This is a genomic window from Psychrobacter fozii, assembly GCF_003217155.1.
GTDB lineage: Bacteria > Pseudomonadota > Gammaproteobacteria > Pseudomonadales > Moraxellaceae > Psychrobacter > Psychrobacter fozii.
Map to the genome: position 1 here is coordinate 213,840 of NZ_QJSU01000002.1, position 14,596 is coordinate 228,435.

Here is a 14,596-nt window from a genome sequence, read left to right on the forward strand (position 1 = left end):
TATTTCCTAATATTTTCGTATGACTGAATATACTCTAATAAAAATAAACAACGAAGGACAAAACCATGCCAATCGAACCAAATAACCAAGAAATAAACCAAATCATAGATAAAAAAGTAGTCATCGTAAACGTTGCAGTCGCTGTTATTCATCATAAAGAGCAGTATTTGCTTGGGTTTAGAAATGCTACCCAACATCAAGGCAATCGCTATGAGTTCGTCGGCGGTAAGATTGATGCCAATGAGAGTGCAGAACAGGCATTGGTTCGAGAAGTCGCTGAAGAAACAGGTATTGCTATAGATAATGACATTATCGTCAAGCTTGGTCGTTTGCATCACGACTATGGTGACAAGCAGGTTGTGCTACAGGTTTACAAAATTGAGCTGGCAGCGCAGCAATACGAGCAGCATAAGCATTGCGAATATGGATTAGAAGGGCAGGCATTGACATGGGTAGATAAGTCTAAGCTGTTGGCAGGTGAGTATCCCTTGCCCGCTGCGAATAAAACGATTCTAGAGTGGCTGAGATTGCCAATGCAGATAACCATCACCTATCCGTTAGCACATTTTAGCGAATGCGCAGATTCAGCGGCAGCATGGTTGCAATATCATCAAGACAATTTAGCGATAGAGTCTTTGGTTTATATTCGAACAAAAGAAGCTGATGCAGAGCGCTCAGGCAGTCTAGCAGCGCAATTGATGCATGGTCGTCCAGACGTTCAAGTAATTGTACCTTATGATGCCGATAGCCAAGTTGTGGATGTTGATAAGTCAACACCGATTAAAGATGAAAATATCTCTCATCAAATCGTTGCAAATCATTTGACCCATACGGCATTAATGCAATGGCTTGAAAGTGTTTCAGACACTTCTGTATCTGAGCATTGTTTATCGGATGACTTTCCATTGATAATAAGCTGTCACGATATTGCCAGTATTGAAGCGGCCAACAAACTCGCCAGTGCTCGAATACAGCAACAGCTGCTGCCAGTGATCGGTATTTTCATCTCACCAGTATTAGCCACTCACACGCATCCTGATACTGTACCACTTGGTTGGGAGGCATGGTCTGCCTTAGCACAGCTGGCCGATATGCCAGTCATTGGTTTGGGCGGTCTATCACCCACGATGATAGATCAAGCATTAGCACATGGCGGTATCAGCGTTGCTGGTATTCGTCAGTTTTTTAACAGTGAAAAATGAGAAGAAATTCGGCTTATATTGAGCCTATTATTTGTTGAAAATTATCAGGGATATCACTGATTTGTCTGATATTTATCCAGTAAGTAACTATGTTTTTATTAGGTGTTTGTTCTACCGCATAAAGACCTAGTTACTTACAAACCGTTGCGTTTCCCTACATTGCGACACTGTTTTAATAGTCAAGTTGTCCTTAATATAGAATACCTAATTAAAGAGTATTTACTCTATCATTCATAAGCAAACTGTTTATTATTCATTAGCAAATTGCCTATGAAAACATATTTTGACCCTTGCAATAAAATCAAATTCTGTAGCGCTGGTTTACTTATTAGACACGCTTTTTGAATTTGGCGACGTTCAGAGAGTTAGACTAGGTGGATAAATACACAAAGAATTTTTCACAGTCATTATTAATAACGGTAATTCTATGAAAGCCAACAAGTTACCTAAGTCAGGATGGTCTGATTCACAGGAAGCTGGTTCTCAATCTCAGCAGACTAGCCAGTCAAGCAGTTATTATCTAGATAAAGATAATGCGCAAAAGGCAGGCTATGCCAGCAATGATGCTAGCTACAACCATGACGAATCGAATGATGAGTATCCGAGCCATTCGGTAAAAAACACGTCTTCGCAAGACAGTTATTTTGGGTACAAGAGCGCTGTCAAAAGCCTGTTAAAGGCAAAAGAGTCTGCTATGTCTGATGATGACATTACGAAAAATAATGATTTGAAAAGCAGTGTTGAACAGTCCCAAGGACTGACTCTGTCTACGCCAATCACCTCAGAATCTGTAGGTGGTCAAATAAAAATAACAAAAGATAAGTATGAGCATAGAGATTCTGAACAAGAAACCGATTCGTCATCGGATACCACTCATTCATCATACAAAGAAATACCGGAGCGCATATTTATGAATGGACTGATCAAACATACAGGTATTGCCTTAGCTATTATTATACCATTGGCTGCGTTTTCAGCTTATGCTGCTACGCCTCCAGTCAATGCAGCGTCTATGGCGGCTACCAATGCAACGATGGATAAGACGACAACAGAGATGCTGTCTATCGAACCAAGCGCCATCATTCATAAGTCTGTAAATACCCCAACGACAGTCGATAGCGTCGACCTCGAAAAATATGCTGGAACGTGGTACGAGATAGGTCGCTTACCGATGTACTTTCAGCGTAAATGTGCAGGTGATGTTACGGCCAATTATGCTCAAAAAGCTGATGGAAAAGGTATAACCGTCACTAACAAGTGTATGGCCGAAGATGGCTCGGAGATTGTTGCTGAAGGTCTCGCTAAGCCAACGGACGAGACTGGTAGTAAGCTCAAAGTAACTTTCTTGCCCTCATGGATTCGTTGGTTGCCAGTCGGCCGTGCCGATTATTGGGTACTAGCACGTGATGCTGATTATAAGACGGCATTGGTCGGCACACCTGACAAAGATTATCTATGGCTATTGGCTCGTTCACCTAATGTCAGTCAAGAAACCTATTCTAAATATCGTCAGATTGCACAACAACAAGGTTATGACTTAAAAGAATTTAAGCTCACACCGCAAACCAATCAGACGGTAAATTTGACGCCATAGTTAATATGAATATAAAACGTTAAATTGAATTGTAGAATGAATTTGTATATCTGAATATCTGATAGATAACTGGTTATTATCAGGTTATTTCAATAAATAAAAAGTCATAGTAACTCTCATTCAAAAAAACTAATAAGGCAGCATATATGGCTGCCTTTATTTTTATCCCTGTTTATATATGAGTCTGTATATGAGAATGAAACCTATTATGCACACTAGCTAATCGGTTACTACTGGCAAAATGAGGCGTTTTAGGCTAAAATCTATGCGATTCAAATACTCTAGTGTCAATAACCCATATTGATAGTGGTTGATTATCACATTAGAGTCACCATTTAGAGCATACACAACCTATCTATTTCATATTTCTTCATATTTTATTGATCATACATTACTGACCATAAGGATGTTTCTCGTGAGCAACGCTGATACCTTACGCCAATTACATCAAGACCACTTAAGCAACTATAACAATCAAGAGCAACAAGCGATTGAGCTAATGGGGTTATTGAATAAGCTCTATAATGCGCAAGACGTACAAGTGACCTTGTTCGGCGAAACGCTAGACTCTACCTCAGTTGGTCAAATACTCGCTTTGCATCAAAAAGTTGCGTTGCGTGACCATGGCGCTAAGTCTATTGATATCGCTGACACGTTAGCGATGGTAAAAGTCATCGCAGAGAGCAAAGATATCCAAGCCACTCGTATCGATGTTGGTCAATTGATTGCTAATGACACTGACGTACAAGCTGCGCTAAAATCTGTTAATAATGCAGGTGCCGTGAATGGCGCGACAGATGTTGTATTATATGGTTTCGGCCGTATTGGTCGTATCTTGACCCGTTTATTATTGGCGCAAGCGTCAAGTGCAAAAGGTATGCAGTTAAAAGCTATCGTCGTACGCCCAGCAGCTGCTGGTGACTTGGCCAAACGTATTTCATTGCTTGAGCGTGATTCGATCCATGGTAGATTCTTGGGTGGCATCAGTATCGATGATGACAACAACGGCATGATTATTAATGGTCGTTTTGTACAAGTTATCTATGCTAAAGACCCTAGTGAAATCGATTACACCGCTTATGGTATCAACGATGCTCTCGTTATCGATAACACGGGTATCTGGAAAGACGAAGCAGGCCTTGGCAAGCATCTACAATCTACTGGCGTGAAAAAAGTACTACTAACTGCCCCTGCTGGTGGTGACATCAAAAACGTCGTTTATGGTGTGAACAATGACACGGTTGGTGATGACACTATCGTTAGTGCTGCCAGCTGTACGACCAATGCTATTACACCAACGTTGAATGTATTGAATGATGAGTACGGTATCGAAAACGGTCACGTAGAGACTATTCACTCATTTACCAATGATCAAAACTTGGTTGATAACTATCATAAAGCAGACCGCCGTGGTCGTAGTGCAGTGATGAACATGGTTATCACGAGCACAGGCGCAGCAAAAGCAGTTGGTAAAGCACTACCAGAATTAAGTGGTAAGCTAACGGGCAACGCCATTCGTGTACCAACACCAAATGTCAGTTTAGCGATTCTGAACTTAACGCTTAAAACGGCACCAGAAAGTGCTGAAGCGTTGAATGAATTCTTGCGTAAAATTGCTAACAGCAGCACTTGGCAGTCGCAGATTGCTTATACAGATTCTACAGAAGCCGTATCAACGGATTTCGTTGGTACGACTCATGTTGGTATCATCGATGCGCAGGCGACTATTCTGACTGGTAATCAAGCCATTGTGTATGTTTGGTATGATAACGAAGTAGGTTATAGTACTCAGGTATTGCGTCTGGCGACACAGATGGCTGGAATTAGCTACACTCAGATTCCTGCATAGAACGCTAAATATAACAAACCAGTTGTCTATTATTGTGTGAATCAGTGCGGTCATACTGCAAAATTTGCCATAATAGTGTCTGGTTTGGATAGCTTGATATTGCGTTAGCTGTCATACTTAAACACCCGATAGTCCGATTGATTATCGGGTGTTATTTTCATATTGAATATCAAATACAAGTAGCGTGCTTTTAGCGCTTATTTTGTCACAATATTTTTTGTGACAATACAGTAAAACCCCATAATATAACCGTTGGTTGTAACCAGTATATAAACTGGATTGTGAATTAAGGAAAGTAAAATGCGATTTATTGATGAAGCCGTCGTAACGGTAAAAGCAGGTGACGGTGGTAACGGAATCGCCAGTTTTCGCCGAGAAAAATATGTCCCACGTGGTGGCCCTGATGGTGGTGATGGTGGTAAAGGCGGAGATGTTTATGTCATTGCAGAAGACAACACCAATACCCTAGTTGACTACCGTTATACCCGTCGTCACGACGCCATGCGAGCTGAGAATGGTCACAGTAGAAACTGTTCAGGCAAAGGCTCTGATGATTTGTTTTTACCAGTACCTATCGGCACCACGGTAGTTGATACCGAAACAGATGAAGTATTGGGCGATTTGATTGAACTTGGTCAGACGTTACTGATTGCCAAAGGTGGTGATGGTGGTTTGGGTAATACCCATTTCAAGAGCTCTACCAACCAAGCACCGCGTAAAGCGACGTCAGGTTTTGAAGGTGAGCTAAAAGTCCTTAAATTTGAGCTAAAAGTAGTGGCTGATGTTGGCTTGATTGGTTTGCCTAATGCTGGTAAATCTACCTTTATTCGTCAAGTTTCTGCTGCTAGACCAAAAGTTGCTGACTATCCATTTACCACACTCGTTCCTAATTTAGGTGTGGTTGATATCGGTCGTCATCGCTCATTTGTGATGGCAGATATTCCGGGTTTGATCGAAGGTGCTTCAGAAGGTGCCGGACTTGGTATCCGCTTCTTAAAGCATGTGGCTCGTACACGTCGATTGTTACATGTGGTCGATGTAAAGCCAGTTGATGGCAGCGATCCGGTAAACAACGCTCGTGTTATCTTGAATGAGCTTGAACGTTTTTCACCTGAGTTATCTAACTTGCCCCAGATTTTAGTATTAAACAAAATCGATCAGGTGCCTGAAGAAGAGTTAGATGAGCTCTGTACCCATATTGTCGCTGAGCTTGATTGGACAGGCGATGTATTTCGCACCTCAACCCTAATGGGTGAAGGGACTGATGCGGTTAAATATCATTTGATGAATGAGATTGAACTAGAGCGCGAGCGTGAACTAGAAGATCCTATCTTCGCTGAAGCACAAAGAACACGTTTTGAGCGCTTAGAAGTAGAAGTCCGTCTAAACACTGAAGCCCAGCGTGAAGCCTATCGTGCGGCCCGCAGAGCAGCACGTGAAGGGGTGGACTTAAATGACGATGATGACGACTTCGATGATGAAGACGGTGTCGAGGTGGTTTACGTTCCATAAGTGAACAAGCTTGAACTGATGTACCTGAATTTTTTAAATCAATCCCCTAATCAATTCATAAGATAAAAAGGAGTTTATATGGCAGATGGCATAGAAAACACGATCGAAGAAGCAAGATTTGTTAAGCAAAATCGCAACTTTGATATTCAGCGCGTTATTGTCAAGATTGGCTCATCGTTGTTAACCAATAACGGTCGAGGGCTGGATCGAACTGCCATATACGAGTGGGCCAAACAGATTGCTAAGCTGCATAAGCAAGGCGTCGAAGTGCTACTAGTATCGTCAGGTGCTGTTGCTGAAGGTGTGGTACGTATGAACCTTGAGGAGCGCCCTAAAAAACTAGCCGCACTACAGGCCTGTGCCTCCATTGGTCAGATGGGTTTGATTGAAACATGGTGGTCAGCTCTGATTCAGCATGGTATTCAAAGCTCGCAGCTGCTATTGACTCATGATGATTTGTCTAATCGTAGCCGTTATCTCAATACGACAGGCGCATTGACGCAATTATTAGAATGGCGCGTGTTACCTGTTATTAACGAAAACGACACCATCACCATTGATGAAATCAAATTCGGTGACAACGATACATTAGGGGCAATGGCAGCAGCGATGGTCAATGCTGACTTGTACATTATCCTCACCGATCAAGATGGTGTGTTTACAGATAACCCACGTGACAATCCTAATGCAAAAATGATTCGTCAAGAGCGTGCGATGGCTGATTATTTATTTGATATAGCCGGAGATGGTGGCAAGCTCGGACGCGGTGGTATGTTGACCAAAATCCGTGCTGGTCGTCTTGCTGCAATGGGTGGCTGTCCAACCGTTATCGTAAGCGGTGCAATTGATGACGTCATTACTCGTGTGGTATCAGGTGAAGCAGTTGGTACGCTTTTGACAACCAACGATGAAGACAAGATCATTGCTCGTAAGCAATGGCTGGCGGCTCACCTGCGTATGTCAGGTAGCTTGGTTGTGGATGCAGGTGCGGCAAAGGCACTGACTGAGCATAATAGAAGTCTACTACCCGTTGGTGTTGTCGAAGTCCGTGGTGGTTTTGATGAAGGTGATGTGGTTGAAATTATCCATCAAGATACTGGTGAGCGTCTCGCAGTCGGGCAAGTCAACTTTTCATCGCAGGATGCGCATCGAGTAGCACGTGAGCGTACAGAGCAGTTTGATAAGATTTTTGGTAGCAGTGAAGAGCGTGTTGTCATGGTACACCGTGATAACTTGGCACTAACCGTATAGCACATTAATAATATAGAATCGCTTAGTATGCACACAGTCTCAGTCTAAATATAGGTTAATAATATTTAAACTGAGATGTCATCATGACCATTCTATAAATATTTATCATTCTTTTATTTAACGTATTTTATCCAACAAAGTATTCATCAATAAGTATGAATACTTTGTTGTTTTGGAGATTTGTACATGAGTGCTTCAGACAATAGTAATTCAACTCAGCACGACTTTGCGCCATTAAAGAACGACAGATTGTTGCGAGCACTACGATTTGAAACGATAGACACCACTCCAGTTTGGATGATGCGTCAAGCAGGTCGTTATTTACCAGAATACAAAGCGACCCGTGCTGAAGCGGGCGACTTTATGAGTTTGTGTAGAGATACAGACCGTGCCACTGAAGTGACCTTACAGCCACTGCGTCGTTATGATTTAGACGCTGCTATCTTATTCAGTGATATTTTGACCATTCCTGATGCCATGGGGTTGGGCTTATATTTCGAGGCTGGTGAAGGTCCTAAGTTTAAGCATCCTATTCGTACGCAAGCGGATCTTGATAGAATACCAAAGCTTGATCCGACCGACTCTCTTGATTATGTCATGCGTGCGGTGACCAGTATTCGTAAAGCTTTGAATGGTCAAGTGCCGTTATTTGGTTTTTCTGGTAGCCCGTGGACGCTAGCTACATATATGATTGAAGGCGGCAGCTCAAAAGACTATCGCTATACCAAAGGTTTTTTATACAGCAATCCTGACTTTCTACATCAACTATTGGATAAATTGGCAACGTCTGTCATTGATTATCTAGATGCGCAAGTAGTTGCTGGTGCCCAAATTTTACAGATATTTGACAGTTGGGGCGGCGCGCTTGGTCATCGTCAGTTTATTGACTTTTCTCATGCTTATAATAAGCGTATTGTCGCTGAGCTAAAGGTACGCCATCCGGAAATACCAGTAGTATTGTTTACGAAAGGTGGTGGGCTATGGTTAGACATCCAAGCTGATAGTGAAGCTGATGCTTTAGGCCTAGACTGGACGATGCCGATTGATCGTGCACGTAAAGTATTGACTGACAGTCAGCGTCAACTGACCAAGCAGCATAAAAAACTACAGAGTAGCAAAGCCATCCAAGGTAACTTGGATCCAGCAACCTTGTATGGTTCACCTGAAACGATTCGCGCTGAAGTAAATGCAATGCTAGATAGTGCTTATGCGAGCGGCGAAAAAACAGGTTATGTCGCAAACTTAGGTCATGGCATCACTCAGTGGGTCAACCCTGACAATGCAAAAGTATTTATCGATGCAGTGCAGGATTACAAAATCTAAAGTTTGAATATGCAAAGCTTATAAGCGTTAACATAGACGTGATATTTATCTGCTATTTACTGAGTAAAAGAAAAAAGGATATCTTATGATTTCAGCAGCGATTGTTGGTGGTACAGGTTATACAGGTATTGAGCTGATTCGCTTATTATCTGCCCATCCTGAAGTATCTATTGATTTGCTAACCTCGCGTAGTGAAGCTGGTACACGAGCTGATGAGATATTCCCAAGCTTACGCGGTATATCAGATATTGTCTTTAGCGACTTAGGTGACGATACGCTTGCGACGCTACAAAAGTGTGATGTGGTGTTTTTTGCGACACCACACGGCGTGGCAATGCAACAAGCTGAAGCGCTTACTCAAGCTGGTGTAAAGGTCATTGATTTGGCTGCTGACTTTCGTTTGCAGTCATTGACTGACTTTGAGAAATGGTACAAACAGTCACATGCGTGTCCTGAGCTATTAAAGACCGCTGTTTATGGACTACCTGAAGTTAATCGCGATAAACTTGCAAATGCATTGTTGGTGGGCAACCCTGGCTGTTACCCAACCACTGCCATTTTGGGTTTGAAGCCGATCATTGAAGCACAAAATAAACAAGCAGAACGTTTGATTGAATCTCGCATTGTCATTGATGCAAAGTCTGGTGTGTCTGGCGCGGGTCGCCAAGCCTCGCTTGCGCTTAATTATGCTGAATCAACAGATAACTTTAAAGCTTATAGCGTCGAAGGGCATCGTCATCTACCTGAGATTGAGCAGGGTGTGGCACAATTATTAGACAGTCAGTTTACCCATCGTATTCGTTTTTTACCGCATTTAGTACCGATGATACGCGGTATGCTAAGCTCAATTCATATGGAACTGACGGATGCTGGGGCTGCTATCGACTGGCAACAGGCGTTTGAAAACGCATATGCATCAGAGACGTTCGTTGATGTGATGCCAAAGGGTGTTTACCCTGATACACGTAGTGTACGCGCCAGCAATCGTTTACGTATTGCCGTGCATCAAGACAGTGATCGTGCTGAGTTGACTGTCATCGTAGTACAAGACAATTTGGTCAAAGGAGCAGCAGGACAGGCCGTGCAAAACATGAACGTTATGTTTGGGTTTGATGAGTCAATGGGACTGAACTTTGCGCCGATTGTTCCTTAAAGTCGACTGCTTTATATTCCAATCATTCACATTTACGGTGCTAGGTATTGATTATAAATTCCGCTATAATAACAGGTACTTATTGTTAAGAGATACCGCCTAAATGCGTGTTAAGTTTGTATTACGCTTTTGCTCACAGTCAGCACGTTCATCGTGTATAGACGCCAATCGCCATCGTTTTAGCCCAGTAAGTTCTATAGGCCGCGAGCAGCAAGGAGCGTCTACATTGGTACTGGCGCTATTTGTGGTTGTCATACTGGTAACTGCCATGGTTGGATTAATATTTGGTCATAAGCTCGGCTATCAGCGCGGCTACCACTCTATGGAAACAGAAACCCAGCAAGCACTAATCAATAGTGAAGAGGCGACCAAAGAGCTGGAAGACACGCGTCTTAGTCATAAAATAGCGATCAATCAAGCGGCTACTGCCAAGCAAGAGTTGGCGATAAGCTTAGCCAATGTAAAAGAGCTGAGTGAAAACAAGCAAGAATTGACGGTTGAAAACAGACAGCTTTCGCAGCTCAACGAGTTATATGCTGATATCGTTAGTAGCAAAGGCGGCATGCCATTACAGGTGCTTGGCGCTCATATTAAACCGTTACCCGAAAATGCTTTTGAGTATATGTTTGATGTTGGAATGCTTGCCAGTGATGGCGCATCAAAACGACTGACGCCAACATTGACACTGCTCAATGATGATGACTTCGTAGAAGTGCCTTTAGAGTATCCAGTCGATACGATTGAAGGCATTGTTCGTATTCGTGGTCGCTTTATCATGCCATCTAGCTTTAAGCCGTTACAAGTAAAACTCAGCTTGAAAGCAGACGGGCAGGAAGTAGAGCAAATCTATGATTGGAAGCTCGGTGCTCGAGTTGACAACATGCCGCTATCACTCTTGGATTTGCCAGAAGTTGATGACAGTCCTATTAAGCCTTAGTTGGTTCTAGATAACTGAGATATGAGAAAGGCGAGTGACAATACTATAAACAGTAGACTCAGCAAGCCTGATACTATATCTGAATGTGTTAAATCTAATTTTATTAAACTAGCGATTACCTCTCTTCACTATCCCTTATTCCGTAATAAATATACCTATTAATTTGTACTCTAATTATGATAAATCAAGCAATACTACAGACTACGCCAATCGTCTCTGATTGGCATCTCCCAAACATGCCTGCTGACCGTGCGCAAGATGGGGATACGGATGGCGAAACGTCACCACAAGCAGACGTACTAGTGGCAGAGCCGGAAGTGGCTAAGCCGCCGATGTATGCAGTCGTTATGTATAATGATAACTATACGCCGATGGAATTTGTCGTCTATATTCTGCAATCAGAATTTCGTCACAGTATGGACTCTGCCGTTGAGATTATGCTGACGATTCACAATGCGAGCAAAGGTATTGCGGGTATTTATCCAAAAGACATTGCTGAGACTAAGGCCAAAAAAGTAAATAGCTTGGCGCATCGTGAAGGCTATCCACTATTGACTCAGATAGAGCCACATCAAGGCGAATAACTGAATCCCTCTATAATGCTGATTTCAACGTTTCGTTTATCTATTCTTAGCTTTGATAAATAGCTCACTTTCCACAGTGAGCTAGATAGTTATCTTACATAGAAATTTTTTCACTTCACTGTTTAGATAAAGCCCCTTCAAATTCTTTGTCACTTCGCTCATTCTCTCTGTTATCTGTTTAATTCTCTAAGCTTTTATCATTTATTATTTCTAACACTGTTGGCGTACAGCACGCTTTGATACACTTTAGTCGTTTTTAATAGATTGACTCTGATTGAGTATCGTGTTGATATAAAGAACAGCAAGTATGAGTTATCAACACTCTTGGTTGGTAATAGTTAGTTGATGATAGACAGTACTGTTATTTATACAATCCCTAGACAGTGTCATTTAGCAAGATATTTTAATAATACAGATATTACCCTTGAACAATCCATCTATCGCCCTGATTTACTTACTAACTCATTCATAAAGCTATCAATTATAAAGATAGGTATAACCGTAGGAAGTTGTTATGTTAAGTCGTCATCTTGAAGTTTCTTTGCGTTTAGCAATGACACTTGCGCGTCAAAAATCGCATGAGTATCTAACTGTTGAACACTTACTACTGGCATTGCTAGAAAATACGCACGCCGCCAATACATTGACTGCTTGCAATGCAAATGTCTCAACGCTGCGTACTGAGTTGGAAGCTTATATCAATAAGCATACGCCAACGATAGATGCAGATACAGAGCAGTCACCGCAGCCTACCCAAAGCTTTGATCGTATTTTGCAACGTGCTATTTTCCATGTGCAATCTATTGGTGGTGGCCGTTTGGTAGAAGGCTCGGATATCTTGGTATCTATGTTCTCAGAGCATGATACCTATGCTGTTTACCTGCTTAAAAAGCAAGGTATCAGCCGCCTTGAGCTGACTCAGTATTTATCACATGGCCAAGATAAAGAAGAACCCTCTGAGCCGCGTGCTTCGATGACTGGTGAGCGCCGTAATGCCTCAGAGAAAACCAGCAAAGATCCATTGGTGGAGTTTGCGACCAATTTAAACCAACGTGCTGCTGAAGGTAAAACGGATCCATTGATTGGACGTACCTCTGAAATTGAGCGTGCTGCGCAAGTACTGTGTCGTCGCCGTAAAAACAACCCATTGTTAGTCGGTGAACCTGGTGTGGGTAAAACCTCTATTGCTGAAGGTTTAGCATGGTTGATTATCAATGACAAAGCACCAAAACCATTGAATGGTTGCGTTATTTATAGCCTAGATATTGGTTCATTAATCGCTGGCACAAAATACCGCGGTGATTTTGAAAAACGTATGAAGTCGTTGCTTGACGCATTAAAGAATAAACCCAATGCTATTTTATTCATTGATGAGATTCATATGATTATTGGCGCAGGGTCGTCAATGAGTAGTAATATGGATGTGTCGAACTTGATCAAACCGGCACTTGCTAATGGTGAGCTACGCTGTATAGGTTCTACGACCTTTACCGAGTATCGTCAGGTATTTGAGAAAGATCATGCGCTATCACGTCGTTTCCAAAAAATCGATGTAAAAGAACCAAGCGTTGATGACAGTATCGACATCTTACGTGGTCTAAAGCCTCGCTATGAAGAATTCCATAACGTTGAATATACAGATGAAGCATTGGTTACAGCTGTTCAGTTATCTGCTAAACACATTCACGAGCGCTTTTTACCAGATAAAGCCATTGATGTGATTGATGAAGCGGGTGCTTATAAGCGTTTGGGCGTGATTCCAGATGCGGATGATATCGATGCAGAAGAAAGCTTCATTGCTGATTTAGAGCAAGACTTTGATGCTCAGATTGATGCTGATGAAGAAGATTTTGATGGTGTGACTCACAGCGAGATTGACAGTAATGAAATGCAGGATGAAGCAGATACTGCTAAAGTCAACGATCGCGTTCAATCATCTAAAGATTCAAAAGCTGCGAAAAAAAGACCACCGATGAAAATCGATGTGGCAGACATTGAAGCCATCGTTGCTAAGCTTGCACGCATTCCACCCAAGTCAGTGTCTAGCGATGATAAGAGTATTCTCAAGCATCTAGATCGCGACCTCAAGCATTTAGTATTTGGTCAAGATGAAGCGATTGAAACGTTAGCAGATGCGATTAAGCTGTCTCGTGCTGGCCTAAAGGCACCAGATAAGCCTATTGGCTCGTTTATGTTTGCTGGTCCTACAGGCGTAGGTAAAACAGAAGTATCACGTCAGCTAGCCAATCTACTTGGTGTGGAATTAGTTCGCTTTGATATGTCCGAGTATATGGAAGCACATACGGCCTCACGTTTGATCGGTGCGCCTCCTGGCTATGTTGGTTATGATCAGGGCGGTCTGTTGACTGAAAAAATCAATCAGCATCCACATTGTGTCTTATTGCTCGATGAAATCGAAAAAGCGCATCCTGATGTATTCAACTTGTTACTACAAGTGATGGATCACGGTACTTTGACGGACAACAATGGTCGTGTTGCCATCTTCAAGCAAGTTATCGTCATTATGACCACCAACGTTGGTGCTGACAGTATTAGCCGCTCATCTATGGGCTTTACTCAGCAAGACCACAGTCGTGATAATACAGAGTCGCTCAAACGTGTCTTTACGCCAGAGTTCCGAAATCGTCTTGATGCTATCATCCAATTCAACCCACTAGATACGTCGGTCGTGGTATCAGTAGTCGATAAATTCTTGGTTGAGTTGCAAGTGCAGCTTGATGATAAGCAAGTTACTTTAGAGATTGACGATGATGTCCGTAACTATCTAGCTGATAAAGGCTACGATCGCCTAATGGGTGCACGTCCTATGCAGCGTCTGATTCAAGACGAGATCAAAAAGCCATTGGCAAGCATGATTTTGTTTGGTGACTTGGTCAACGGCGGGGTTGTACATCTAACGCTAGAGCCTGAAGACAGTGCTGTGCAAGATGATAAGTCTGTTAAGATTGAAAAAACCAATGGTAAAACGTCAGATAAAGGTTCGTCAGACAGTCGTATTATTTTGACCGTCGTTGAAACGCATGAGCCATATCCGGACTCTGAGTCGTTAGCCAGCTAAGTCTTTTATTATCAATAAAACAAGAACGGTTACCATGTTGCTACGGTAGCCGTTTTTTTATTGCTATAATTCATCATAAAGCCAATGTATGAGTCTACTTATTCTAATGTGA

The 14,596-nt window shown here is 42.3% G+C and carries 10 protein-coding genes; all 10 read left to right on the forward strand.

Features of this window, described 5'->3' with window-relative positions; translation table 11 throughout:
* The first annotated feature begins 65 nt into the window (after positions 1-65).
* The 10 genes from DFP82_RS03670 to clpA all read left to right on the forward strand — a co-directional run bounded on the left by DFP82_RS03670 (position 66) and on the right by clpA (position 14,484).
* Positions 66-1,202: an NUDIX domain-containing protein gene (locus tag DFP82_RS03670; protein WP_110922386.1), complete on the forward strand. Its 1,137-nt coding sequence runs from the start codon at positions 66-68 to the stop codon at positions 1,200-1,202.
* A gap of 427 nt (positions 1,203-1,629) precedes the next feature.
* Positions 1,630-2,796, forward strand: a complete 1,167-nt coding sequence (locus DFP82_RS03675) for a lipocalin family protein (protein ID WP_110922387.1) — start codon at positions 1,630-1,632, stop codon at positions 2,794-2,796.
* Positions 2,797-3,202: 406 nt separating this feature from the next.
* Positions 3,203-4,645, forward strand: a complete 1,443-nt coding sequence (locus tag DFP82_RS03680; protein ID WP_110922388.1) for a glyceraldehyde-3-phosphate dehydrogenase — start codon at positions 3,203-3,205, stop codon at positions 4,643-4,645.
* Between the two features lie 300 nt (positions 4,646-4,945).
* Positions 4,946-6,157 carry an Obg family GTPase CgtA gene (gene cgtA, locus DFP82_RS03685; RefSeq protein ID WP_110922389.1) on the forward strand — a complete coding sequence of 404 codons (1,212 nt, stop codon included), beginning with the start codon at positions 4,946-4,948 and terminating at the stop codon, positions 6,155-6,157.
* 78 nt (positions 6,158-6,235) lie between these two features.
* Entirely contained in the window at positions 6,236-7,408 is a 1,173-nt protein-coding gene (gene proB, locus DFP82_RS03690; RefSeq protein WP_110922390.1) for a glutamate 5-kinase, read from the forward strand.
* A 186-nt stretch (positions 7,409-7,594) separates the two neighbouring features.
* Positions 7,595-8,731 carry a uroporphyrinogen decarboxylase gene (gene hemE, locus DFP82_RS03695; protein ID WP_110922391.1) on the forward strand — a complete coding sequence of 379 codons (1,137 nt, stop codon included), beginning with the start codon at positions 7,595-7,597 and terminating at the stop codon, positions 8,729-8,731.
* 85 nt (positions 8,732-8,816) lie between these two features.
* Positions 8,817-9,884, forward strand: a complete 1,068-nt coding sequence (gene argC / locus DFP82_RS03700; protein WP_110922392.1) for an N-acetyl-gamma-glutamyl-phosphate reductase — start codon at positions 8,817-8,819, stop codon at positions 9,882-9,884.
* 103 nt (positions 9,885-9,987) lie between these two features.
* A complete protein-coding gene (locus DFP82_RS03705) occupies positions 9,988-10,821 on the forward strand; it encodes a hypothetical protein (protein ID WP_110922393.1) in 834 nt (277 codons plus the stop codon).
* Positions 10,822-10,997: 176 nt separating this feature from the next.
* Positions 10,998-11,405, forward strand: coding sequence for an ATP-dependent Clp protease adaptor ClpS (locus tag DFP82_RS03710; RefSeq protein WP_110922394.1), 408 nt, complete (start codon positions 10,998-11,000; stop codon positions 11,403-11,405).
* Between the two features lie 514 nt (positions 11,406-11,919).
* Positions 11,920-14,484, forward strand: a complete 2,565-nt coding sequence (clpA, locus tag DFP82_RS03715; RefSeq protein ID WP_110922395.1) for an ATP-dependent Clp protease ATP-binding subunit ClpA — start codon at positions 11,920-11,922, stop codon at positions 14,482-14,484.
* Positions 14,485-14,596 lie beyond the last annotated feature (112 nt).

Bases quoted from the DNA above. Each gene is read 5' to 3' on its own strand.
- hemE (WP_110922391.1), top strand. From the start codon at position 7,595: ATGAGTGCTTCAGACAATAGTAATTCAACTCAGCACGACTTTGCGCCA.
- clpA (WP_110922395.1), top strand. From the start codon at position 11,920: ATGTTAAGTCGTCATCTTGAAGTTTCTTTGCGTTTAGCAATGACACTT.
- proB (WP_110922390.1), top strand. From the start codon at position 6,236: ATGGCAGATGGCATAGAAAACACGATCGAAGAAGCAAGATTTGTTAAG.
- DFP82_RS03670 (WP_110922386.1), top strand. From the start codon at position 66: ATGCCAATCGAACCAAATAACCAAGAAATAAACCAAATCATAGATAAA.
- argC (WP_110922392.1), top strand. From the start codon at position 8,817: ATGATTTCAGCAGCGATTGTTGGTGGTACAGGTTATACAGGTATTGAG.
- DFP82_RS03680 (WP_110922388.1), top strand. From the start codon at position 3,203: ATGTTTCTCGTGAGCAACGCTGATACCTTACGCCAATTACATCAAGAC.
- DFP82_RS03710 (WP_110922394.1), top strand. From the start codon at position 10,998: ATGATAAATCAAGCAATACTACAGACTACGCCAATCGTCTCTGATTGG.
- DFP82_RS03705 (WP_110922393.1), top strand. From the start codon at position 9,988: ATGCGTGTTAAGTTTGTATTACGCTTTTGCTCACAGTCAGCACGTTCA.
- DFP82_RS03675 (WP_110922387.1), top strand. From the start codon at position 1,630: ATGAAAGCCAACAAGTTACCTAAGTCAGGATGGTCTGATTCACAGGAA.
- cgtA (WP_110922389.1), top strand. From the start codon at position 4,946: ATGCGATTTATTGATGAAGCCGTCGTAACGGTAAAAGCAGGTGACGGT.